This window comes from uncultured Roseibium sp. (genome assembly GCF_963675095.2).
GTDB lineage: Bacteria > Pseudomonadota > Alphaproteobacteria > Rhizobiales > Stappiaceae > Roseibium.
In genome coordinates, this window is the sequence record NZ_CAXXSJ010000034.1 from 50,424 (window position 1) to 73,916 (window position 23,493).

Sequence of the window (23,493 nt, forward strand, 5' to 3'; positions counted from 1 at the left end):
AGGAACTGAAATTGGATCTTGGACTGGAAAGATTGCGGGTGCTCATTACCGCGGGGGCCTCTGGCATTGGCCTGCACACGGCGCGGGCTTTTGCGGCGGAAGGCGCGCGGGTGCATATCTGCGACATCGACGAAGCGGCCCTGGCCGCGTTTCGAACGGACAATCCGGGGATCGGCGCCAGCTTGTGCGACGTGGCCGACCGGGCGCAGGTGCAGGCGCTGTTCGACACGGTGCTCGAAGACCTCGGCGGCCTGGACTGCCTGATCAACAATGCGGGCATTTCGGGGGCAACCGCTCCGGTGGAACAGATGGATCCGGCCGACTGGGACCGGTGTATCGCCGTCACCCTGACCAGCCAGTTCAACTGCACCCGGCTTGCGGTCGAGCCTCTCAAGGCCTCTGGCAACCCTTCGATCATCAACCTGTCGTCGGCTGCAGGGAAATTCGGCTTCCAGTTCCGCAGTGCCTATTCGGCCGCGAAATGGGGCATCGTCGGTTTCACCAAGACGATCGCGCGCGAGCTCGGTCCCTTCGGCATCCGGTGCAACACCATTCTGCCCGGGCTGGTGGAAGGCGACCGGCTCACACGGGTGATCGCCGCCAAGGCGGACGCCCTCGGCAAGACTTACAGCGAAGCGGAAACGGACTTTCTTGCCCATGCCTCGATCAAGGAAATGATCGATCCTCGCCAGTTGGCCGACATGATGCTGTTTCTCGCATCGACACGCGGCAGGACGATTTCCGGTCAGGCGATCAGCATCGATGCCGATCTGCAGACACTTGCCTGAGTCCCGACAGGTTTCCGAACGGCCGGCAGAAAGGAGAACACCGCAACCGAGTTGAGCCGGATGGATGGAGATTGGAGGATCGACAGCACGAATACTGCGTGCCGGGGCGTTCTCGCAACGACTTATTTACCGCCGTAGGTTACCACCATTGTCAACGATCCAACAAAGATGCCGCTGCACCATGTAATTTTCCGAATATCGGCCGTATCTACGACGGGTTCAAGACAAACAGCCACAATTTGGAAACATACACATGATCCAAGTTATCCGCGAAAAGCGCCGCCAACTGTCCGAAACGATCAGTGACTTTCTCAAGATGGAAGCCACGGGCGGCCTGTTTCTGGTGGTGGCAACTATTCTTGCTATGGTGATGGCGAATACATCCTATCAGGATGTGTACAAGGCGTTCCTGGACATTCCGGTCGCCATCCAGTTCGGCGATCTGAAGATCGCCAAGCCGCTCCTGCTATGGATCAATGACGGCCTCATGGCCATCTTCTTCTTCCTTGTGGGTCTGGAAATCAAACGAGAATTCCGCATCGGCGAGTTGGCCTCGCCGGCACAGGTCGCGCTTCCCGGTATTGCCGCCATCGGCGGCATGATGGCACCTGCCCTGATTTATGTTCTGTTCAACCTGTCCAATCCGGGCGGCCTGAACGGCTGGGCAATTCCCGCGGCCACCGACATCGCGTTTGCGGTTGCCGTGATTTCGCTGCTGGGACCCCGGGTTCCCACCAGCCTCAAGGTCCTGTTGCTGGCGATCGCGATCTTCGATGACCTTGGCGCAATCGTCATCATCGCGGTCTTCTATACCAGTGGCCTTTCCGTCAAGATCCTGGCGCTTTCCATCTTTCCGATCATCGGCCTTTTCCTGCTCAATCGGGCGGGCGTCAAAAAGACCGCTCCCTATGTGGTTCTCGGCATCATCCTCTGGGTGATCGATCTGAAATCGGGCGTTCACGCAACCATTGCCGGTGTGGTGACCGCCTTCGCGATCCCGCTGACGAAGGCTGAGGGCGCACACCATACGGTGCTTGAGGAATTGGAACACGGCCTGCACCGCTGGGTCGCCTTTGGTATCCTGCCCCTGTTCGCCTTCGCCAATGCCGGCGTTTCCTTTGCAGGCATCGGGCTGGAGAGCTTTTCGGAGCCGGTCGCGCTCGGTATTTCGCTCGGCCTTTTTGCGGGCAAGCAGATCGGTATTTTCCTGACGCTGTGGATTACAATCATGATCGGCCTGGCCCCGATGCCCCGTGGGGCGAACTGGGGGCAGATTTATGGCGTGGCCCTCTTGTGCGGCATCGGCTTCACCATGAGCCTGTTCATCGGGACGCTCGCCTTCGAAACACAGGAATATGTCGCTCAGTTGCGTCTTGGCGTCCTGACCGGCTCGATCGTCAGTGCCACTTTGGGCTACCTCCTGCTGCGGTACACATCCAAGCCAGTAGCCGGGGCGTAACGCCCCGACTTCTCCCCGGCCGGTTTCGCGGACACAGTCCGTGCCGGCTGGTTCGGGGGTGAGAACCCGCGGTATGAACGCCACTTCGTTCCGGCACCCGGAAGTTGGTTCCCGCCTTCCCTGTTCATCCTTCGCAATACCGCTCTGCCGCGCGTGCTTCTCCGCGCCCTGGACCGGCAAGCTTTGATCGCGGGCGCTCGGAAGATCCTGGGCTTTTCCCGGTTGGATTCGTTCTCAATGCGTTTTTTACAACAGCCTCTGACGCAATGATCGATTTTCGACGAAAGAATGCATCTCAACATTTGAATTTCTGAATTGCTGCCATACCTTCAGTTTGACTTAAAACAGACAGGATTTGGAAACAGGCACATGATCCAGGCGATCCGGCAGAAACACCGGCAATTGACCGAAGCAATCAATGACTTCCTCAAGATGGAAGCCACAGGCGGCCTCATGCTGGTCGCCGCCACGGTCCTTGCCATGGGGCTCGCCAATTCCGGATTAGTGGGTACGTATACCGCGTTTCTCGAGATTCCGGTTGCTGTCAAGTTCGGAGATCTTGAGATCGCGAAACCGTTCCTGCTGTGGATCAACGATGGCCTTATGGCCATTTTCTTTTTCCTCGTAGGGCTGGAAATCAAACGGGAATTCCGCATCGGCGAACTGGCCTCGGCGGCGCAGGTGGCCCTTCCCGGCATCGCCGCAATCGGCGGTGTTCTGGTGCCGTCCGGGATTTACGCCCTGATCAATCTCGACTCTCCGGAAAGCATGAGCGGCTGGGCGATCCCCGCGGCAACCGACATTGCCTTCGCGCTTGCGGTGCTGTCGCTTCTGGGAAACCGGATTCCAGGCAGCCTCAAGATCCTGCTTCTGGCCATCGCCATCTTCGACGACCTTGGCGCAATTCTCATCATCGCCTTCTTCTACACCAGCAAACTGTCGCTCACGGTGCTTGCGCTGGCGATCATCCCGATCATCCTTCTCTTCATCCTCAACCGAATGGGGGTGACGAAAACCGCGCCTTATGTGGTTGTCGGCATCGTATTGTGGACGATCGTGCTCAAGTCAGGAGTGCACGCCACCCTGGCCGGCGTGATCACAGCCTTCGCGATCCCGTTGGCCAAAGCGGAAGGAGCGCATCATACCCTCCTGGAGGAGTTGGAGCACGGCCTGCACCGCTGGGTCGCGTTCGGCATCCTGCCCCTGTTTGCATTTGCCAACGCAGGCGTCTCCTTCTCCGGCATGGGGTTGGACAGCTTCACCGAACCGGTCAGCCTCGGCATTACACTCGGTCTGTTCGCGGGCAAGCAGATCGGGATCTTCGCCATGATCTGGCTCACCGTCAAATTGCGCCTGGCGCCCATGCCCCGCGACGCGAACTGGCTGCAGATTTATGGCGTGGCCCTCTTGTGCGGCATCGGCTTCACCATGAGCCTGTTCATCGGCTCGCTCGCGTTCGACAACCGGAGCTCATGGCCCAGCTGCGACTGGGCGTGCTGGCCGGTTCGATCGCCAGCGCGGTTCTGGGTTACCTGCTGCTGCGGTTTGCCTCCCCGGAACCAGGGCGCGCAACAGCAAAGGCGTAAAGCCTCTTCCCCGGCCGGTTTCGCGGACAAGCTCCGCTCCGGCCGGCGGTCAATTCCTCCAGGCAATCATTTCACATGCGGCTTGCAAGCCATTCTGCGCGCAGTAGACTGATCCCCTGACGTTTCGCGACCGGCGGAGGGGGGAACCATGCGCAAGAACAGCTTCCTTTCATTGGCACTGGCCGCCTGCGCGGCCGCGATGCCTTTCCTTCTTCCCCAGACCGCTGAAGCGACAACCGGCCCGGGGTGCCTGTTCGTGGTCAATGTCGCGGCGAATGACGCCCTCAACATGCGATCCGGACCCTCGGCGTCTTCGCGTATTGTTGATGTTCTCGTACCCGGCAACCACGGCATCATTCATCTCGATGCGCCCTGCGAACCGCTCTCCCGCCCCTGGGCCAGCCGCTGGTGTCCGGTCTCCCACTACGATTCCGGCCGCGACGTCACGCGTGGATGGGTGAAGGCCCGGTACGTTCGCGACAGCGAGTGTCCGTAGGATATCGGCCTCCCCCGTTTAATCGGTCAAATTGCACGACCGCTTGCAGCTCGCCTTTTGCGTCCATGCACGCGGCACATGGCCGCTTCCTGCCACGCCCTCTTGCTGCGGTGCGGTAAAATCTGTAGAAACACGCACGAATCCATCTGATCCGAGGCGCCTTCCTCCCAAGACACCCGGCGCGTGATCGTAAAACGACAACGAGCTGGAGTGCCCCTTGACCGCACGCGCCGAGGCCCTTGAGCCTGTATCAACGGAACTGACCCCGAGCCGCATCAAGACCGAGCTGCTGGCCGGCCTGACGGTCGCCCTTGCGCTCGTCCCCGAGGCCGTCGCCTTTGCCTTCGTCGCCGGCGTCAATCCACTGGTCGGCCTTTACGCCGCCTTTCTGGTCGGGCTGATCACGGCGGTCGGCGGAGGCCGTCCGGGGATGATTTCAGGGGCCACCGGCGCGCTTGCCGTGGTCATGGTCTCGCTCGTCGCCCAGCACGGTGTGGAATATCTGTTTGCCACCGTGGTGCTGATGGGCATCATCCAGATCGGCGTCGGGCTCCTGAAATGGGGCAAGTTCATCCGCATGGTGCCCCATCCGGTCATGCTCGGTTTCGTCAACGGGCTCGCCATCGTCATCTTCCTGGCCCAGCTCGGCCAGTTCAAGGTCCCCGACGGCTCCGGCGGCCTCACCTGGATGGGTGGAACCGATCTTTACCTGATGCTTGGCCTGGTCGCGCTGACCATGGGCGTCATCTGGCTGCTGCCGAAGGTCACACGGGCGTTTCCAGCACCCCTTGCCGGCATTTTGGCGGTTTCCGCACTGGTGATCGGCCTCGATCTCGATACCCGGTCGGTCGGCGACCTCGCCTCTATCGCCGGCGGCTTGCCGGACTTCCACATTCCGATGGTGCCGCTGACCTGGGACACCTTCATGATCATCCTGCCCTATGCGGTGATCATGGCTGCCGTCGGCCTGATTGAATCCCTTCTGACATTGAACCTGGTCGCCGACCTGACCAACACCAAGGGCGGCGCGTCGCGGGAATGCCTGGCCCAGGGCGCGGCCAACGTGGTCACGGGCTTTTTCGGCGGCATGGGCGGTTGCGCCATGATCGGCCAGTCGATGATCAACGTGAAATCGGGCGCGCGTACGCGTATCGCCGGCATTGCAGCAGCCCTCTTCCTGCTGTCCTTCATCCTGTTCGCCTCGCGGCTGATCGAGCAGATCCCGGTCGCCTCCCTGGTCGGCGTCATGTTCATGGTCGTGATCGGTACCTTCGCCTGGACCAGCCTGAAAATCATGCACCGGATCCCGATGACCGATGCGCTGGTGATCGTGCTGGTCACCGTCGTTACCGTGCTGACCGACCTTGCCATGGCCGTCGTCGTCGGCGTGATCGTCTCGGCGCTTGCCTATGCCTGGAACGCGGCCAGCCGGATCAGCGCCCGAATCGGCCGCAGCAAGGAAGGCTGGAAGGTGTATCGTCTTTCAGGGCCGCTGTTCTTCGGTTCCACCACCCGCTTCCAGGATATCTTCGACATCAACGACGATCCGGAGGATGTCGTCATCGACTTCATCGACAGCCGGGTGGTCGACCATTCCGGCCTCGAGGCGATCGATGCGCTTGCCTCGAAATACGAGGCTGCGGGTAAACGCCTCCATCTGCGCCACCTGTCGCCGGACTGCCAGAAACTTCTGGAGAAGGCCGGAACCCTGGTGGAGGTTTCGATCCTGGAAGACCCGGACTACGAAGTCGCCGTCGACTATGGCCACAAGTTCGACCCGGTCGAGAAGGCGAGCTGACGCCCGTCTCTCCGCCGACCATTCAAGAGCCGACTGTTTAGGGGCAGCCTTTTCAAGAGGCTGCCCTTTTTTGTCCCGTCCAAAATTCCGTACCGATCTTTACGCCGCGCCTGTCCGTCGCCAATACTCGGCTCGTCCCTTTTGAATACGGATCCTGCCCTCAATGCTGCCGAAGCGCTTTCGCATCACTCCGACGCTGACCTCGGTGATCGGAGCTTTCGTGCTGATCACTGCCGCCCTGGTTCTACTGGTTCAGGCCTATACGTCCCAGAAAGTGGTCCGCCAGCTCGGCGAAGAACTGGTCGGCACAGGCATGCGCTCGCTCGAGGGCGCTTTCAACGACAAACTCGATGCCGTGATAGCGATGGGACATTTCACGGCGGAAGCCTTCAACAGTGGAGCCATTTCGCCGCGAGACCCGGATGGCATTGCCGATTATCTCTACGGTTCGCTCGCGGCCATGCCGCATGTGTCCTTTGCCGCTGTCTCGGACGCGGACGGAAACACGGTTCAGGTCGACCGTGGTGAGGCCGACAAAGCCTTCGTTCCGAATTTCATCCGGAACGCAAAAGGCGACCCGACCCTCGGCCCTCTGCTGGAGAAGGCCGCCGGCGAGACGGAACCGTTTCTGGACAAAAGCGAAATACCTGCCCGCGCGCGGACACAGCTATATCGGACACATCACCCCGGTACGGATCGACGGCAAGTTCGCGGGCATCGTCATTGTGGCCATGTCCCTGCACCGGATTTCGGATATCACACGGGATATTTCCAGCGGCATGATCACCGTGTTCCTCATGGAGCCGGGTACAAACAATGTGTTCGCCCACCCGGCCCTTACCTCCGAAAATGATCGGGCAACAGTCAGCACCCCACTGATGGACGTGGCCGATGTCCCGGACGAATTTCTCTCAAACCTGTCCTCGGCCAAACTCGTGGAGGGAGGGACTGACGGAAAGAACCGGGGACATGAGTTACGCGCCGGGTATGATGCCAATGGGCACAGGCGCTTTATTCTGTTGGACAAGGGTACTCATGGCCTCAAAGGATTTCCGGTCAGGCTCGGCGCCCATTTTCCAGCGGAGGTGCTGGAACAGCCGCTGCATCAACTCAGCGACGCCGCCCTGATCGGCGTGGCGCTGCTGGGCGTTTCGCTGATCGGCGCCGGACTTCTGTCCCATCATATCGGCTCACCGATCCGGCGGGCGGCCAAGGGCGCAAGAGCGGTGGCACTGCTTGATCTGGATGCCGTCCCGGAGCTGCCCCATTCCATGGTGCGCGAACTGGATGACCTGTCCACCGGCTTCAATACGATGGTGAGCGGCCTGTCGGCCTTCATGCGCTACATGCCCAAGACCCTGGTCACCAAGCTCATCCGCGAAGGTCGCGCCGACAGCCCGCCGGAGGAACGGAACCTCACGGTGCTCTTTACCGATATCGTCGGTTTCACCTCCCTGTCGGAAACCATGAGCGCGCCTCAGATTGCTGCCTTCGTCAACCATCACCTGACCCTGATCGGTTCCGTCATCGAAGCCCATGGCGGCACCATCGACAAATATGTCGGCGACAGCGTCATGGCCTTCTGGGGCGCTCCTGAGCGGATCGAGAACCCGGCAGAACCGGCCGCGCGGGCCGCCCTGGATATTGCCGGTGTCATCCATGCGGACAATCTGGCGCGGAAGGAACAAGGCCTGCCCCCGGTGCATATCCGCATCGGACTTCACGGAGGCCCTCTGGTCGTCGGCGACATCGGCGCCCCGAGCCGGGTCAACTACACGGTTATCGGCGACACGGTGAACGTGGCCTCCCGGCTGGAGTCCCTCGGCCGCGAAGTCGACCCGAACGCCGAGGTCATCATCCTCGCCTCTCAGGATATCGGGAGCCACCTGCCCGAAGAGATCGCTTACACCCCATTGGGAGAACAGAAGGTCAAGGGCAAGGATCGCCCGGTCGATGTGATCCGAATATGTGTGTAATGCTCACGGAATACGGCAAGCTTTGTGAAGATTGATCACCGGGTATAAGCGCGTTTTCCAACCTCAGGCTCCGAGAGGCCCGGCATGACGCTTGGCTCGGACAGTTCAAAGACTGATTCAACGACCTCACAAACCGATTCAACATTGTCATTTTTTACAATGTTTTCTTGAGAGATTGATTCAAGTCCTTCAACCAGGCGGCGAAACCGATTCCAAAAACGGCGGCAAATAACTGATTTGCCGCCGTTTTTCTCAAGTCATTGCCAATGAGAAAATGTATCCGGCGCCTCAGTGGACCAGAATGTTCCGGAACTGCCAGGGATCGGTTTCGTCGATATCTTCCGGATAATAGCCGGGCCGTCCCTGCAGCGGTGTCCAGTCGGTGTAGTACCCTTTCACCGGACCGAGATAGGGCATCTGGATTTCCAGGCAGCGGCGGTAATCCATCTCGTCGGTTTCGACGATACCTGCTTCCGGATTTTCCAGTGCCCAGACCATCCCTGCCAGGACCGCCGATGAAACCTGAAGGCCGGTGGCGTTCTGATAGGGCGCAAGCTCGCGGGTCTCTTCCACAGACAGCTGGGAGCCGTACCAGTAGGCGTTCTTCGCGTGGCCGTAGAGCAGCACACCCAGCTCGTCGATGCCGGTTTCGATCTCGTCCTCGTTGAGCACATGCAGTTCCGGCTGGATCTTGCCGCCGGACCCGAAAAGCTCATGCAGGGACAGCACCGCCACATTCGCCGGGTGATAGGCATAGTGGCAGGTCGGCCGGTAGGTGGCCTTCTTGTCCTTCTTCACGGTGAAGTAGTCGGCGATGGAGATCGCCTCGTTGTGGGTCACCAGGAAGCCGTACTGCGCACCGGGGGTCGGGCACCAGGTGCGTACGCGGGTATTGGCCCCGGATTGCTCCAGATAGATCGCCGCCTGACACCCCTTCTTGTGGGACTTCGCGTTGCCCGGCTTCCAGTTTTCATGGGTGCCCCAGCCGAGCTCCGCCGGCTGGAAGCCCTCGGACAGGAAGCCTTCCACCGACCAGGTGTTCCAGAAGGCGTCGAGTGGCTTTGCGCCCTTGGCGATCTGCGTGTCGCGCTCGGCGATGTGGATGCCCTTGACGCCGGCCTTCTTCATCAGCTTCGCCCAGTCCTTGCGGCTGGCGGGTTCCTCGAACTCCAGGCCGATGTCGCGGGCGATATCCACCAGCGCCTTCTTGACGAACCAGGACACCATGCCCGGATTGGCGCCGCAGCAGGACACGGCGGTGGTGCCGCCCGGATTTTTCTTCTTCTCCTTGCGCACGGTTTCGCGCAGGGCATAGTTGGTCCGGGCGTCGGCGTCAGCCTTTTCATCGAAGTAGAAACCGGGCCACGGTTCCACGACCGTGTCGATATAGAGCACGCCGAGCTTGCGGCAGAGCTTCATGATGTCGAGGGAAGACGTATCGACGGAAAGATTGACGCAGAATCCCTGGCCCTCGCCTGCGGTCAGCAAGGGAGTCAGGATCTCTTTGTAATTTTCCGGTGTCAGGGCAGCTTTCTCGAAACGATAGCCCTTGTCAGCAATCAGCGCTGCGTCCTGTTCCACCGGATCGATGACCGTGAACCGCTTGGCGTCGAAATCGAAATGACGCTCGATCAGCGGCAGCGTGCCCTTGCCGATGGACCCAAAGCCGATCATGACGACCGGGCCGGTGATTTCACCGTGTTTCGGCCAGACTTGCGCAGGCGCCTTTTTCGGAGCCACTTTTCTGGCGGGCGCCTTACGTGAGGTCGCGAGTTTCGCGGCAGGCTTGCGGGTTCCGGATTTGGGAGCTCGTGCTTTGGACGGGGTCTCGTCGGTCATCTCTCTCCACCTCAAACAAAAAAATGTGCCGGCATCGGCGATGCCGGCACATGTTCATATCGGAAACCTCTTCAGGCAACCTTGTGATAGGGCAAATCGACGGTCGGCAGACCAAGTGCCGCAGCCGGATCGATCTGGCCGGCGGCCGCCAGGCATCCGGACAGACGTCCCAGATGGCCGGAGGCAAACTCCAGACCAAGGAATCGCTCCCTCTCGAGCGGACCGGGCAGCACGACACTGTCCAGGAGCCCGCGGGCGAAGCCGAACCGCTCGTAATAGGCAAGGTCGCCCACGAGCAGAACCGAACCGTGGCCGGCAAGCGCCGCCTGGGTCAGCACATGGCGCATCAGACGGTCGCCGACACGCTGCCCCTGACAGGTCTTGGCGACGGCAAGGGGCCCCAGCATCAGCGAGACCTGACCTGCGGCATCCGAAACCGGCCAAAGCCGGACGGTGCCGACAAGTGCATCGTCCTCGTCGAGGGCCGAGTAGGCAAAGGCCGGAAGACGGCCTTCGCGCAGCCGTTCGCTGGTCTTCATGTGCCGATCGAAGCCGAAGCTCAGGTCGAGCAGCGCCTCACGGGCGCCGACATGAGCCGGCGCCTCGTCAACAATGTGGATCATCGTCGGCGATCCTCAGATCACGTAGGAAGCGAGCGGCGCGAAGCCGTTGAAGCCCACGGTCGAGTAGGTGGTGGTGTAGGCACCACAGGCTTCGATCAGCACCTTGTCGCCGATCGACAGGCTGACCGGCAGTTCGTAGGGCGTCTTTTCGTAAAGAACGTCCACGCTGTCGCAGGTCGGGCCGGCCAGCACGCAAGGAGCGGTCAGGTCGCCGTCACGCGGGGTGCGGATCGGATAGCGGATGGCTTCGTCCATGGTCTCGGCGAGGCCGTGGAACTTGCCGATGTCGAGGAAGACCCAGCGGACGTCGTCGTCAGCGGACTTCTTCGAAATCAGAACCACTTCCGATTCGATCATGCCGGCGTTGCCGACCATGCCGCGACCCGGTTCGATGATGGTCGACGGCAGGCGGTTGCCGAAGTGATCGGTCAGAGCGCGGAAGATCGCTTCGCCGTAGCTCGGCACGCCCGGAACGTCCTTCAGGTAACGGGTCGGGAACCCGCCGCCCATGTTGACCATCTTCAGTTCGATGCCGCGGGTCGCCATTTCGCGGAACACGCCGGCGGCCATGGAGAGAGCTGCGTCCCATGCCCCCAGGTTCGCCTGCTGCGAGCCGACGTGGAACGACACGCCATGGGCTTCGAGGCCTGAGCGGTGTGCATGTTCCAGAACGTCTGCGGCCATTTCGGGGGCGCAGCCGAACTTGCGGGACAGCGGCCATTCGGCGCCGACACCGTCGCAAAGAACGCGGCAGAAGACGCGGGAGCCGGAGGCAACACGGGCAATCTTGTCGACTTCTTCCACGCTGTCGACGGCAAACAGGCGCACGCCATATTCAAAGGCGCGGGCAATGTCCCGTTCCTTCTTGATGGTGTTGCCGTAGGAAATGCGGGATGCATCCGCGCCGGTTGCCAGCACCATTTCGATTTCGCCGACGGAGGCGCAATCGAAGGAGGAGCCCAGGCTTTCCAGCAGGTTCAGGATTTCGGGAGCCGGATTGGCTTTCACGGCGTAGTAGACAGAGGTGTCCGGGAGGGCCTTTGCAAAGGTCAGGTAGTTTTCACGGACAATGTCGGTGTCAACGACAACACAGGGGCCTTCGTCTTCGCGTCGGCGGAGGAATTCGCGGATACGTTCGCTCATCGGGGTATGCCCTTTATCCAATCTGTCGTGCGAAGCCGGCTTTCTCTTTGCTGGCCGCTTCGCAGCTTCACGTCGCAGGATGCCGCGTAAGCAGGACCGTCATCCCCGTGGTGGAAACCGGGGAGCGGATTGCCATAGCGGCGACGGTTGGGCGATGCGTGCCGAAGGCAGCGCAAAGCTTTCCCGCGTCGGGAATGCCGTTGATTGGATCGGGAAACCGAACCGCACGTCGGGCAATGATGTAACAAGTGCCTCTTCAGTGACGCCGGAGGTTGGACACCCCGGGCAGAGACCGAAAAAACCCTCTTACGTCGTTGCTTTAAGCCGTCCGGATCATGCTGCCCCGCCCCTTGGCGGTGTTTTGCGGCAGCGGCCCCTTAAGAGATGTCTTCATCAGGCATCCCATGAACGACCACGGGCACGTGCGAATTTGGGCAAGCGGTATTTGGGGCAATTCGCCTTTCAGTTCAAGTGGTTTTTTTCGCAAACTTCAAAAAAATTCCAAACGCCAAAGAAGGGGCCGCGAGGGCCCCTTCTTCTGACAGGCAACCGGCAGTGCGGGTGGGGGGCTGTGACTGCCGGAAGCTGCCAATTCCACAAGCCGGGAGAACCGTTCTCCCGGCCGGATCTATCGGGCCTCAGCGATTGCCGCGACCGCAGTCGGGGCCACCCCGCTGGCCTTTGCCGGCCGACCCGTGATGCCATTTACCCTTGCCTTTTCCCTTGCGGGTAAAGTCAGCGGAGGTGATGACACCGTCGTCGTTGCGGTCCATGCGCTTGACCAAATTCTTGGTCCGCTCGGCATGCTCTTCCGGGGTGATTTTCAAATCTCCATCCGTATCCATGCTCTGGAACATGCGCACTGCACGGGGGTCCTGCAGGGTCGCCCAGATCGTGGAGAAGTCCTCCAGGGTGAAGGAGCCAGACTTGTCTTCGTCTGCGGAGGCAAAAAGCTGACCGCGGACCTCGGTGAACTCCTCACGTGTGATCTTGCCGTCGCCGTCGGTGTCGAAGACCTCGAACAGGCCGGTCATCATGCCGTGTCCACCCATCGGACCCATGCCGGAGCCCATATGGCCACGACCCTGGCCACCCATGCCCCAATGATGGCCCCAACGCGGACCGTTCCGGCTGTCGTTGTCGCGTCCGTGCCAACCCCAACCATGGCGAGGGCCGCGATTGTCGTCATTGTCGTTCCAGCGCATTCCGCCACCCTGGCCACGACCCTGGCCGGGTCCATAGCCCTGACCCATTCCCTGGCCCATGCCTTTACCCGGTCCCATGCCGCGACCGGGGGTCGCGTCGTCATCGGAATCGGTTGCGGCACCGGGCCTCATGCCCTTTCCGGGACCGAAGCCCTTGCCGCCGGGGCGGCCGCGCAGGATTTCCAGCTCGCCGTTGCCGTCCCGGTCAAGACGGGCAAACATGCGGTCAGTCTGTGTGTTGAATTCCGCTTCGGTGACTGTGCCGTCACCATCCTTGTCCAGGCGCTGGAAGGCGCGGACCTGCATGTCCTTGCTCCGCTTGGCGAAGCCGGTCTTGAATTCGTCGAGCTCGACGGAACCATTACCGTTGGCATCCATTTCGGAGAAACGGTTTGCCGCGGCTTCATCGACTTCTGCCTGGGTGATGGCGCCGTCATCGTTGACGTCGAAGCGCTCCATAATACGGCCGCCGCGCATTCCGCCACGCGGACCGCCCATCATGTGCCAGCCTTGCGGGCCTTGTCCGCCGCCCCAACCGGGAGCTCCTTGTGCATATACGCTCATGGAAGTGGTGAGAGCCGTGCCCGCAACACCTGCTGCCAGCGCTGCGATTGCGAATGTCTTAAGCGTTTTCATCCCACATTACTCCGTGGTTCGTCGTTGCGATGACCAAGAGATAGGTGGGAAATGTCTCAAAAATACGGTCGGAAACCGGGGGAAGTGTCGCCAAATGTCCGCATTTGCGGGCCTGTTACATCCTGTTACAAAGTCGGCTCGCGAAATCGTTCGCTTCACCTTAGCTAAGGAATGCAAAGCCGTATTACCAATCGGAGCCATAGAGTGAACGACCCGAGCCCCCATATTCTTGTCGTGGACGACCACCGGGATATCCGGGAAACGCTTGCGCGCTATCTGGTCAAGAACGGCCTGAGGGCCACCACGGCCGAAAGTGCCGCCCATGCCCGCAAGGCCCTGAAGGCAGCCTCGATCGATCTCGTGGTCCTGGACATCATGATGCCGGGCGAGGACGGCCTGTCGTTGTGCCGCCATCTGGTGGAAACCGGTTCCATCCCCGTGATCCTGCTGACCGCCATGGCAGATGACACCGACCGTGTGATCGGCCTTGAAATCGGCGCCGACGACTATGTCACCAAGCCGTTCAATCCACGTGAGCTTCTAGCCCGCATCCGCGCCGTCCTCAGGCGGACCTCCCTCGTGCCGAAGGAACGCGATCCGATGGAGCAGGAAGAACTCGGCTTCGAGGGCTGGCGTCTCAATGTCTCCAAACGGGAGCTTCTGGATACGGACGGCGTGGTGGTTCCCCTCTCCAGCGGAGAGTTCCAGCTCCTGTGCGCCTTCCTGAAACGGCCGAAGATGGTGCTGACCCGCGACCAGCTTCTGGATCTGACCACCGGGAGGACGCCGACCGTCTTCGACCGCTCCATCGACAACCAGGTGTCCCGACTCAGGCGCAAGATCGAGGTGGACCCGAAAGATCCCAAACTGATCAAGACCGTCTGGGGCGGCGGCTATATGCTGACGGCGGATGTCAAAGGCAACGCCGAATGACACCTTCTTCCTGGCGTTTTCCATTTCCACGCAGTCTGGCCGGCCAGCTCATCGGGCTGTTGCTGATCGCCCTGTTCGCTGCCCAGGCGATCGGAATCTGGATTTTTCACGACGAACGGCGGATCGCCCTGATCGAAGTCGCGCGCGACAATATCCTGCTGCGAGCCGTTTCGATCGCCAAGCTGATCGACGACACACCGGAAACCTTGCAGACACGGATACTGGAAGCCTCCTCCAGCCGGCACACCACTTTCTGGATCGGAGATGCGCCGGTGGTTCGCGCTCCTGGCACCGACCGCACGGAAGTCCACCTGCAGCAGATTCTGGCGGACCGGTTTTCACCGCCGCGCGATGTCCTGCTGGACCTGATGGACCCGCGCAGCCGTCAGCCGGACTTCGGGAATTTAAGGGAAGACGATGAAGACAAGGACGGAGAGCGGCCGCAGCGTCCCTCCTTGCGCAGCCCGTCCGACCGCGTGCACTCCGGCCGGCTGCACCGGCTGAAGCGCGGCCACATCGACCTTGCGCTCAGCATTCCGCTTTCGGACGGCTCCTTTCTGAATGTGGAAACGAACTACCGCCCGCCGCCGCGCACCCTCATGCCGCTTCTGGTGCAGCTCGGCCTGATGGCGCTGGCCGTGATCCTGATCGTCGCCTTTGCGGTGAGACGGGTTTCGCGTCCCTTGCGCGATCTCGCCAATGCCGCGGAACGGCTCGGCCGGGGCGAGGATGTTGCCGAGCTGAAGGCCACCGGCCCATTGGAAGTGCGCACGGTGACGGAAGCCTTCAACAGCATGCAGGACAGGCTGACCCGCTTCGTCCGCGACCGGACGCGCATGCTGGCGGCCATCAGCCACGACCTTCGCACGCCGATCACGTCGCTCAGGCTGCGTGCGGAATTCATTGAAGACGATGAAAACCGCGACAAGATCATCGAGACGCTGGAAGAAATGAGCCAGATGACGGAGGCGACACTCGCCTTTGCCCGCGACGAAGCAGCCAAGGAAGAGGCAAAGCCGACCGATCTTGCCAGTCTTCTGGAGAGCCTGGCTGGCGATCAGCAGGATCTCGGTCACAAGGCTACGGTCAACGAGGTCGACCGACTGGTGATTACCTGCCGGCCGGTCGCGCTGAAACGCGCCTTCCGCAACCTGATCGAAAACGGAATTCGTTACGGAAATTCCGTCGAGATCGATCTTGCCCGTGACCGCAAGGAGGCGGTCGTTACCATTTCCGACCAGGGCCCAGGCATTCCCGAAGACCGGCTCGCCGAGGTGTTCGAACCCTTTGTCCGGCTGGAGGAATCGCGCAGCGAGGAAACCGGTGGCATCGGCTTGGGGCTCGCCATCACCCGCTCGATCATCCACGCCCACGGCGGCACGATCGAGCTGAAGAACGGCGACGACCGCGGCCTTAAGGCAGTGGTTCGGTTGCCGATTGGAGGTTAAGGCAAACGGGTGCCTTTTTGGCGTTTCTAGGCGGGGAGCCTTGGCAGCCGTTTCGCGGCCGTTTCACTCGACAGCCAAAGGGCTTCATGCAAGTCTGAATTCCTGAAATCCAGTCGGCATGATTGCGGAAAAAGGGGACGGGTTTGAAGAAGCTGTTGGCCTATCTGAGCCTCTTGATCCCGCATTCGCTTTTACCCTCGAGCTATATCCATAAACGATTGGAATATCTCCTGGACGATCCTGCTACATGCACCCACGAGTGGGACGTCGTGGCAGGAATCCTCAATGGCGAAAACGGCGTGGAGCTTCAGGTTCAATGCCATAATTGCGGCACTTACAGCGAGGTGCCCGATCCGACGATTGAAGAGTGGGAGGCATGTGCGGACGCCATGGAAAACCCCTACCCCTGGACGGATCTATCGCGCATTAGATACTACTTTGTAGACGGCACGGTTCATTAGCGCTGTCCTTTTCGATTCAGCACCCCCCGTCAGCAGTTTCACAGCGGGGCGCTACAACGCCGCCTTGCTGTCCTCCGGCGCTTCGGCCCGATCGTTCAGACCGTAGTCGCGGATGACGGAGCAGACTTTCAGCCGATAGTCCTTGAACAGCACATTCCGGCCGGCGGTCTGCGCCTTGCGGTGCGCCATGACGTTGCGCCAGTCGTCCAGCGCCTTTTCATCGCGGAAGAACGAGATCGACAGCAGCTTGCCCGGATTGGTCAGGCTCTGGAAACGTTCCACGGAAATGAAACCGTCGATATCCTCCAGAACAGGGCGCAGACCGGCTGCGATTTCCAGGTAGCGGTCCTTGTGTTCCGGATGCGGTTCCACTTCGAAAATAATGGCAATCATCGTTACTCCTCCGTCCTCTCCGGCAATGACGATACACCGCCCGAGGCCAACTTGAGAAACGTGCGATCCTCGCGCTGCAGGAATAATCCGGCCGGACGGAGAGCACGCGCTCGCGGATGCGGTCCCTCGCCCCGCCTAGGCAATAAAAAACCCGGCCGAAGCCGGGTCTTGAAGGCTCGGGATCATTTCCCGCCCTTATTGCGCTCTTTCGCCTTTATGGCCGAGCGTTCTTTTCCGGCCGTCTCAGCGACGGCCGGCGGTTATCAGTTTGCAGGTCTTGCTTCCCGGAACAGCCGGTAGAGGCGCGAGGGCAGCCAGGGCAGCCGATCGCGGCTGTAATCCTGGCGATGGTCCACGATCAGACATCTTGCAATGTGCACATTCATTTGGGCATCTCCTTTTTGTCAGTTTTGGCCCGGTGAGTACGAATATAGCGCACTGCGTGCACTTATCAAGGCGTACTGTGTGCATTTTTCAAGTATTTTTCCATGCCTCCCCGACGTCATGCAAAACCCGTTAGCAAGAAATGAAAAAAGCCGCGGTTCCCAATGGGAACCGCGGCTCGAATGACAGGCCTATGGCTGATCAGAGCCTCGAATTCAGGAAGCCATCTTGGCCTTGAATTCGATCCGGCGGCGATGCAACACCGGTTCCGTGTAACCGTTCGGCTGGGCACAGCCTTCGAACACCAGATCGCAGGCGGCCTGGAAGCCGACGGAGGCGTCGAAGTCCGCGGCCATGGGGCGGTACAGCGAATCGCCGGCATTCTGCTCGTCGACCAGGGCTGCCATGCGCTTCATGGTTTCCATGACCTGCTCCTTCGTGCAGACGCCGTGGCGCAGCCAGTTGGCGATGTGCTGGGAGGAGATGCGCAGGGTGGCGCGGTCTTCCATCAAGCCGATGTTGTTGATGTCCGGAACCTTGGAACAACCAACACCCTGCTCGACCCAGCGGACCACATAGCCGAGAATGCCTTGCGCATTGTTGTCGAGCTCTGCCTGGATGTCCTCCGGCGACCAGTTCGGCCGGGTCGCGACCGGGATCGACAGGATGTCCTCCAGCTTCGCCGGTTCGCGGGACTTCAGCTCGTTCTGACGCTCGGCAACATTGACCTTATGGTAGTGCAGCGCATGGAGCGTGGCCGCCGTCGGCGACGGCACCCATGCAGTGTTGGCACCGGCCATCGGATGGCCGATCTTCTGCTCCAGCATGGCATGCATCAGGTCCGGCATCGCCCACATGCCCTTGCCGATCTGGGCATGGCCCGGCAGACCGCAGGCCAGACCGACATCCACGTTGTTGTTCTCGTAGGAGCCGATCCAGGTGGCGGTCTTCATGTCGCCCTTGCGGATCATCGGACCGGCTTCCATGGACGTGTGCATCTCGTCGCCGGTGCGGTCGAGGAAGCCGGTGTTGATGAAGAACACCCGGTCGCTTGCGGCACGGATGCACTCCTTGAGGTTGACCGTGGTGCGGCGTTCCTCGTCCATGATGCCCATCTTGAGCGTGTTGCGTGCCATGCCCAGCGCATCCTCGACCCGGTCGAAGAGTTCGCAGGCGAAAGCGACTTCCTCAGGCCCGTGCATCTTCGGCTTGACGATATAGACAGAACCGGCGCGGCTGTTGGTCCGCTTGCCGTTCGGGCCGATGTCATGCAGAGCGATCAGCGACGTGACCATGCCGTCGAGAATGCCTTCCGGCACTTCATTGCCGTCCTTGTCCAGAACAGCATCGATGGTCATCAGGTGGCCGACGTTGCGCACCAGCAGCAGCGAGCGGCCATGCAGCGTCAGGGTCGAACCGTCCGGAGCGGTATAGGTGCGGTCGCCGTTCATCCGGCGCGTCACCCTCTTGCCACCCTTTTCGAAGGTCTCTTCCAGGTCGCCCTTCATCAGGCCGAGCCAGTTGCCGTAGACGACGACCTTGTCCTCGGCATCGACGGCGGCAACGGAATCCTCACAGTCCATGATCGTGGACATGGCGGATTCGACGATCACGTCGGCGATATGCGCCTTGTCGGTCTTGCCGATCGGATGACCGGCGTCGACGACCACTTCCAGATGCAGGCCGTTCTGGGTCAGGAGCACCTTCGACGGGGCAGACGCATCGCCGACATAGCCTGCAAATCGGGACGGATCGGCAAGTGCGATCGCGCCGCCGGCTGTCGCAAGGCTCAAGGCACCGCCAGCCACCGAAAGACCGGTGATGTCCGCCCAGGAGCCCTGGCTCAGCGGCGCTGCCTCATCCAGCACCTTGCGGGCATAGGCAATGACTTCCGCGCCACGCTCCGGATCATAGCCGCCGCCGGAGGGAAGCGAGCCCATGGCGTCGGTGCCGTAGAGCGCGTCATAGAGCGAGCCCCAGCGGGCATTGGCGGCGTTCAGCGCATAGCGGGCATTCATGACCGGAACGACGAGCTGCGGGCCGGCGACGGTGGAAATTTCCGGATCCACATTGGCGGTCGTAGCCGCGAAATCATCCCCTTCGGAGACGAGATAGCCGATCTCCGTCAGGAACGCCTTGTAGGCGGCCATGTCCGGCACACCGGGGTTGGCGCGGTGCCAGGCGTCGATCTTTTCCTGGAGCGCATCACGCTTGGCCAGGAGCGCACGGTTCTTCGGTGCAAGATCATGCACGATGGCGGACAGCTGTTCCCAGAACCGGTCCTGATCGACCCCGGTTCCCGGAAGGGCCCTGGTGTTGACGAAATCATAGAGCTCGCTGGCGACCTGAAGGCCCTGAACTTCGATACGCGCTGTCATCTCGGCGTCTCCCGTTCTTACATGCAAAATTGTGACAATCGGCGTTTGAATGACGCCTTTTGTGTCCGGAACCGGTCTCCGGGTCAATCAGCCGCAGTTCGGAATTACTTTTTCCAAAATGGAAATAATCAAATTTATTTTCTCCACAGACCCATGACGAGGGTGACCAAGTCGTCCCGAGCGGCCCTTGCGCGTCAGCGATTTTCTCTTCACAACGCTACCGGAACCACATCATAACGCTCCCGTCCAAATCCCGGAGGTTCGTTTCTCCGGCTTCGGCAAGCTGCGGACCTCTGAAGCGTTCGCCCCACAAGGAATATCCATGAAAAGAGCGGCAACGCTTTTCACTGACCGGGTTTTCGGCAACGCCATTATCATGCTGGTGCTCACCACCCTGTTCTGGGGCGGTAACACGATTGCCGGCCAGCTGGCGGTCGGCCGGGTGTCGCCGATGGTAGTCGTGTTCCTGCGCTGGCTGATCGTGAGCGTGCTTCTGACTGTGACGTTGCTGCCGAGGATAAAGCAGGAATGGCCGGTCATGCGCCCGCATCTGGGCAAGCTCTGCCTCATGGCGCTGTTCGGATTCACCGGCTTCAACATGCTGTTCTACATGGCTGCCCACTACACCACGGCCGTCAATCTCGGGATCCTGCAGGGATCCATGCCGATCTTCGTTCTGATTGGATCCGTTGCGCTGCTCGGCGCGCGGGTCCGGCTGCTGCAGGTCGTCGGTATCATCGCGACGCTGGCAGGCGTTGCCCTGGTCGCGGCACAAGGCAGCCTGGAGACGCTGCTGAGCTTGTCGATCAACCCCGGCGACGGGCTGATGCTGATCGCCAGCTTTTTTTATGCGGGCTACACGATCACCCTGCGCAACAGGCCGCAAGTCTCCGGCCTCGTCTTCTTCGCGGTCCTGTCGGTCATGGCCGCCCTCATCTCCATTCCGGGCCTGGCCTACGAAATGGCAACCGACACCGCACAGTGGCCAACGCCCACTGGCTGGCTGGTGACGCTCTACATCGCCCTGTTTCCCTCCTGTATCGCGCAGATCTTCTTCATCCGGGGCGTGGAACTGGTTGGACCGGCACGTGCCGGGGTGTTTTTGAACCTGGTACCGATCTTCGCGGCCGCCCTCGGCATTCTCCTCCTCGGCGAGCCCTTCCGCCTGCATCACGCACTGGCCCTGGTTCTGGTGCTCGGCGGCATCTGGCTGTCGGAACGCAAGCGGAAATCATCCTAAGCTGTTCGAATTCTTTCGCCATGCCTTGGATAAATCTCTATCGCAGGGCAGATTAGCGAGATGGAAACACCAATCGTCGTCGGCTGTTTTGCCGGTCTTCTCATTACGATCTCGCTGCTGCAGCCGCTTGCCCGCCGGTTGGGGCTTGCCCCGAGCGTGCTGCTCGCCATGGTCGGCACGCTGATCGGGATCGGCGCGATCTTTCTTCTGAACACCGAATACACCGACGCCTTCAACACGATTGCGATTGTCTTTGTCGATCCGCCGCTCGATGCGGAAAAAATCCTCTATGTCTTCCTGCCGATCCTCCTGTTCCAGACGTCGCTGACGCTGGATGTGCGGCGCATCTTCGAGGATATCGGTCCGATCCTTCTGATGGCCGTGGTTGCCGTGTTCGCCGCGACCTTTTTCATCGGCCTGGCGCTTTTTCCGCTGGGCAATGTTTCCCTCATCGCCTGCCTGCTCCTGGGCGCGATCGTGGCGACCACCGACCCGGTGGCCGTCGTCGCCATCTTCCGCGACATCGGCGCTCCGGCCCGGCTCGGACGCATCGTCGAGGGCGAGAGCCTGCTCAACGACGCCGCGGCGATCGTGATCTTCATTCTTCTGCTCGGCATCCTGACCGGCAGTCAGGAACTGGATCTGGCCGCTGCGCTGATGGCCTTCTTCCGGTCCTTCATAGGCGGGGCCATCGTCGGCGCGCTGGTCGCCCGTCTGTTCGTGATGCTGCTGCCGATCATGCGGGACCTGCCGCTTGCCCAGGTCACGCTGAGCCTTGCCCTGCCTTACGTGATCTATGTGGTCAGCGACCAGTTCGCCGATGTCTCCGCCGTGGTCGCGGTCGTCTCCGCCGGCATCGTCTTCAATCTCTACGGCCCCTCCCGGATCACGCTGGAAGACTGGAACTTTCTTCATCACGTCTGGGACCAGATCGCCTTCTGGGCCTCGTCGCTCATCTTCGTGCTCGCCTCGATCCTGATCCCGCGCCTCGTGGAGGGCTTTGAGCCGATCGACATCCTGCTGCTCTTCGTGGTCGCGGCCGCCGCGCTTGTGTCCCGGGCGCTGGTCATCTTCGGCCTGCTGCCGTTCCTGAGCCTGTTCCGCATGGGCGAAAGCGTCAGCATGAAATTCAAGACGGTGATGCTGTGGGGCGGTATGCGCGGCGCGGTCACCCTGACACTGGCGCTCAGTGTCTCCGAACATCAGGGGCTATCGCCTGAGGTCGCAACCTTCGTCACCAAACTCGCCACCGGCTTCGTGCTGTTCACCCTGCTCGTTTACGGCACCAGTCTGAAGCCGCTGATCAAGCTTCTCGGGCTGAACAAGCTCAGCCCGCGCGACGAAGCCCTGCGCGGCCAGTTTCTGGCGCTCGCACTGGCCGATGTCCGCCAGGAAGTCGAGCAGACCGCCCAGGATTACCAGATCGAACCGCGCATTGCCGATCCGGTCACGGAAACCTACGCCGAACGAGCCAAGGCGGCCGCGGAAGCCAGTCAGGCGTTCGCCGAACTCAAGGACAAGGAACGGGTCATCCTCGGGCTGATCGCGCTCGCCGACCGGGAACGCTACCTGGTTCTCAACCACTTCAACGAAAAGACCGTCTCCCGCCGGGCGATTTCGCTGCATCTTGCCTCTGCCGGACGGATCGCCGACCTGACCCGCTCGGAAGGCCGCGCCGGATACAACAGGGCGAGCCGGCAGGCGCTGCGGTTCCGGTTCAATTTCCGCTTTGCCCAATGGCTCCAGCGGCGGCTGAAGATCCACCGTCCGCTCGCGATCCTCCTGGCGGACCGGTTCGAATACCTGCTCGTCTGCCGGATCATTTCCAACGAGCTGGTCACGTTCAACCATAACCGCATCCGCCCGCTGGTCGGCGACCGGGTCGGCACGATCCTGAACGACACGCTGTGCGCCCGCCGGGACGACATCCTGCGCGCCATCGATGCGCTGCGTCTGCAGTATCCGGACTATTCGGACGCGCTTGAAACCAAATTCCTGCGCATGACCGGTTTCCGGCTGGAAGACACCGCCTATGCGACAGCCCACAGCCAGGCGCTGATCGGCGCGGAGCTCTACAACGACCTGCACGGCGACCTGATGCGCCTCAGGCAGGAGTCGCGGGAGAGACCGGACCTCGACCTTGGACTGCAGACCAAAGACCTGCTGGCAAAGCATTCGCTGTTTGCGGACCTGTCGGCAGAGCATCTGAACGACATCGCCCGAATGATGCGACCGACGTTCGCGACGCCGGGAGAACGGCTGATGCGAAAGGGCGAGAAAGGCGATCTCGTCTATTTCATCGCGTCCGGCGCGGTCGAAGTGCGCACCGGCGCCGATACCATCCGCCTGGGCCGCGGCGATGTGGTCGGGGAAATGGCGCTGGTGACCGGAAAGCCCCGATCGGCAGATGTGGTCGCGCTCGGCTATTGCCAACTTCTCGGCCTGTCGGCCTCCGCATTCCGCACACTCCAGCAGAAGACGCCGGACCTCAAGGCGCACATGGACCGCCTGTCCACCGAACGGCAATCCATGAATGCCCCTGTTTCATCGGAGACCGAGAAGGCCGGCGACGACGCCTGACCGGAGACACCTTACAGGCTGAGCCGCACAGAAACAGGACGGCCAGCGGGACACCTAGCTTCACCCCGCTGAGACAGGGCGCCTGGCGACGTCCCCCTTCCCAGCCGATGGCTTTGTTTCGTCGTTT

General features: G+C 61.2%; 19 protein-coding genes. 12 read left to right on the forward strand and 7 right to left on the reverse strand.

What is annotated here, in order from left to right; translation table 11 throughout:
- The first annotated feature begins 11 nt into the window (after positions 1–11).
- The 7 genes from ABIN98_RS13450 (at position 12) to ABIN98_RS13480 (ending at position 8,103) form a co-directional block, all read left to right on the forward strand.
- Positions 12–788 (forward strand): SDR family oxidoreductase, encoded by a 777-nt coding sequence (locus ABIN98_RS13450; protein WP_346910693.1) that lies wholly within the window; start codon positions 12–14, stop codon positions 786–788.
- Positions 789–1,041: 253 nt separating this feature from the next.
- Positions 1,042–2,247, forward strand: a complete 1,206-nt coding sequence (gene nhaA / locus ABIN98_RS13455) for a Na+/H+ antiporter NhaA (protein ID WP_346910695.1) — start codon at positions 1,042–1,044, stop codon at positions 2,245–2,247.
- Between the two features lie 369 nt (positions 2,248–2,616).
- Positions 2,617–3,945, forward strand: a complete 1,329-nt coding sequence (gene nhaA, locus ABIN98_RS13460) for a Na+/H+ antiporter NhaA (protein WP_346910697.1) — start codon at positions 2,617–2,619, stop codon at positions 3,943–3,945.
- 36 nt (positions 3,946–3,981) lie between these two features.
- Positions 3,982–4,329: an SH3 domain-containing protein gene (locus ABIN98_RS13465; RefSeq protein WP_346910699.1), complete on the forward strand. Its 348-nt coding sequence runs from the start codon at positions 3,982–3,984 to the stop codon at positions 4,327–4,329.
- 217 nt (positions 4,330–4,546) lie between these two features.
- Positions 4,547–6,127, forward strand: a complete 1,581-nt coding sequence (locus tag ABIN98_RS13470) for a SulP family inorganic anion transporter (RefSeq protein WP_346910701.1) — start codon at positions 4,547–4,549, stop codon at positions 6,125–6,127.
- 163 nt (positions 6,128–6,290) lie between these two features.
- The gene (locus ABIN98_RS13475) at positions 6,291–6,980 is read left to right on the forward strand and encodes a hypothetical protein (protein ID WP_346910702.1); all 690 of its coding nucleotides are present in this window, start codon (positions 6,291–6,293) and stop codon (positions 6,978–6,980) included.
- A complete protein-coding gene (locus ABIN98_RS13480; protein ID WP_346910704.1) occupies positions 6,907–8,103 on the forward strand; it encodes an adenylate/guanylate cyclase domain-containing protein in 1,197 nt (398 codons plus the stop codon). Before ABIN98_RS13475 ends, ABIN98_RS13480 begins: the two co-directional genes overlap by 74 nt.
- Positions 8,104–8,391: 288 nt before the next feature.
- Here ABIN98_RS13480 and ABIN98_RS13485 read toward each other — a convergent pair whose 3' ends face one another.
- The 4 genes from ABIN98_RS13485 to ABIN98_RS13500 all read right to left on the reverse strand — a co-directional run bounded on the left by ABIN98_RS13485 (position 8,392) and on the right by ABIN98_RS13500 (position 13,549).
- Positions 8,392–9,777 carry a homospermidine synthase gene (locus ABIN98_RS13485; protein WP_346910793.1) on the reverse strand — a complete coding sequence of 462 codons (1,386 nt, stop codon included), beginning with the start codon at positions 9,775–9,777 and terminating at the stop codon, positions 8,392–8,394.
- A gap of 236 nt (positions 9,778–10,013) precedes the next feature.
- Positions 10,014–10,565, reverse strand: a complete 552-nt coding sequence (locus tag ABIN98_RS13490; RefSeq protein WP_346910706.1) for an N-acetyltransferase — start codon at positions 10,563–10,565, stop codon at positions 10,014–10,016.
- Positions 10,566–10,577: 12 nt separating this feature from the next.
- Positions 10,578–11,708, reverse strand: coding sequence for a type III PLP-dependent enzyme (locus ABIN98_RS13495; protein WP_346910707.1), 1,131 nt, complete (start codon positions 11,706–11,708; stop codon positions 10,578–10,580).
- A 638-nt stretch (positions 11,709–12,346) separates the two neighbouring features.
- On the reverse strand, positions 12,347–13,549 hold the full coding sequence (locus ABIN98_RS13500) for an EF-hand domain-containing protein (RefSeq protein ID WP_346910709.1): 1,203 nt from the start codon (positions 13,547–13,549) through the stop codon (positions 12,347–12,349).
- A gap of 171 nt (positions 13,550–13,720) precedes the next feature.
- On the opposite strand from ABIN98_RS13500, the gene ABIN98_RS13505 reads away from it, so the two are divergent.
- The 3 genes from ABIN98_RS13505 (at position 13,721) to ABIN98_RS13515 (ending at position 16,391) form a co-directional block, all read left to right on the forward strand.
- A complete protein-coding gene (locus tag ABIN98_RS13505; protein ID WP_394701495.1) occupies positions 13,721–14,482 on the forward strand; it encodes a response regulator in 762 nt (253 codons plus the stop codon).
- Positions 14,479–15,930 (forward strand): ATP-binding protein, encoded by a 1,452-nt coding sequence (locus tag ABIN98_RS13510; protein ID WP_346910712.1) that lies wholly within the window; start codon positions 14,479–14,481, stop codon positions 15,928–15,930. Before ABIN98_RS13505 ends, ABIN98_RS13510 begins: the two co-directional genes overlap by 4 nt.
- Before the next feature lie 143 nt (positions 15,931–16,073).
- Positions 16,074–16,391, forward strand: a complete 318-nt coding sequence (locus ABIN98_RS13515) for a hypothetical protein (protein ID WP_346910714.1) — start codon at positions 16,074–16,076, stop codon at positions 16,389–16,391.
- A 51-nt stretch (positions 16,392–16,442) separates the two neighbouring features.
- Here ABIN98_RS13515 and ABIN98_RS13520 read toward each other — a convergent pair whose 3' ends face one another.
- The 3 genes from ABIN98_RS13520 to ABIN98_RS13530 all read right to left on the reverse strand — a co-directional run bounded on the left by ABIN98_RS13520 (position 16,443) and on the right by ABIN98_RS13530 (position 19,546).
- The gene (locus ABIN98_RS13520; protein ID WP_346910716.1) at positions 16,443–16,784 is read right to left on the reverse strand and encodes an antibiotic biosynthesis monooxygenase; all 342 of its coding nucleotides are present in this window, start codon (positions 16,782–16,784) and stop codon (positions 16,443–16,445) included.
- Positions 16,785–17,047: 263 nt separating this feature from the next.
- Positions 17,048–17,170, reverse strand: coding sequence for a hypothetical protein (locus ABIN98_RS13525; RefSeq protein WP_346910717.1), 123 nt, complete (start codon positions 17,168–17,170; stop codon positions 17,048–17,050).
- A 213-nt stretch (positions 17,171–17,383) separates the two neighbouring features.
- A complete protein-coding gene (locus ABIN98_RS13530; RefSeq protein ID WP_346910719.1) occupies positions 17,384–19,546 on the reverse strand; it encodes a malate synthase G in 2,163 nt (720 codons plus the stop codon).
- Positions 19,547–19,868: 322 nt separating this feature from the next.
- Here ABIN98_RS13530 and ABIN98_RS13535 point away from each other — a divergent pair, with 322 nt between their 5' ends.
- Both ABIN98_RS13535 and ABIN98_RS13540 read left to right on the forward strand, forming a co-directional pair.
- The gene (locus ABIN98_RS13535; protein WP_346910721.1) at positions 19,869–20,786 is read left to right on the forward strand and encodes a DMT family transporter; all 918 of its coding nucleotides are present in this window, start codon (positions 19,869–19,871) and stop codon (positions 20,784–20,786) included.
- Positions 20,787–20,846: 60 nt separating this feature from the next.
- Positions 20,847–23,366, forward strand: coding sequence for a cation:proton antiporter (locus tag ABIN98_RS13540; RefSeq protein WP_346910722.1), 2,520 nt, complete (start codon positions 20,847–20,849; stop codon positions 23,364–23,366).
- Positions 23,367–23,493 lie beyond the last annotated feature (127 nt).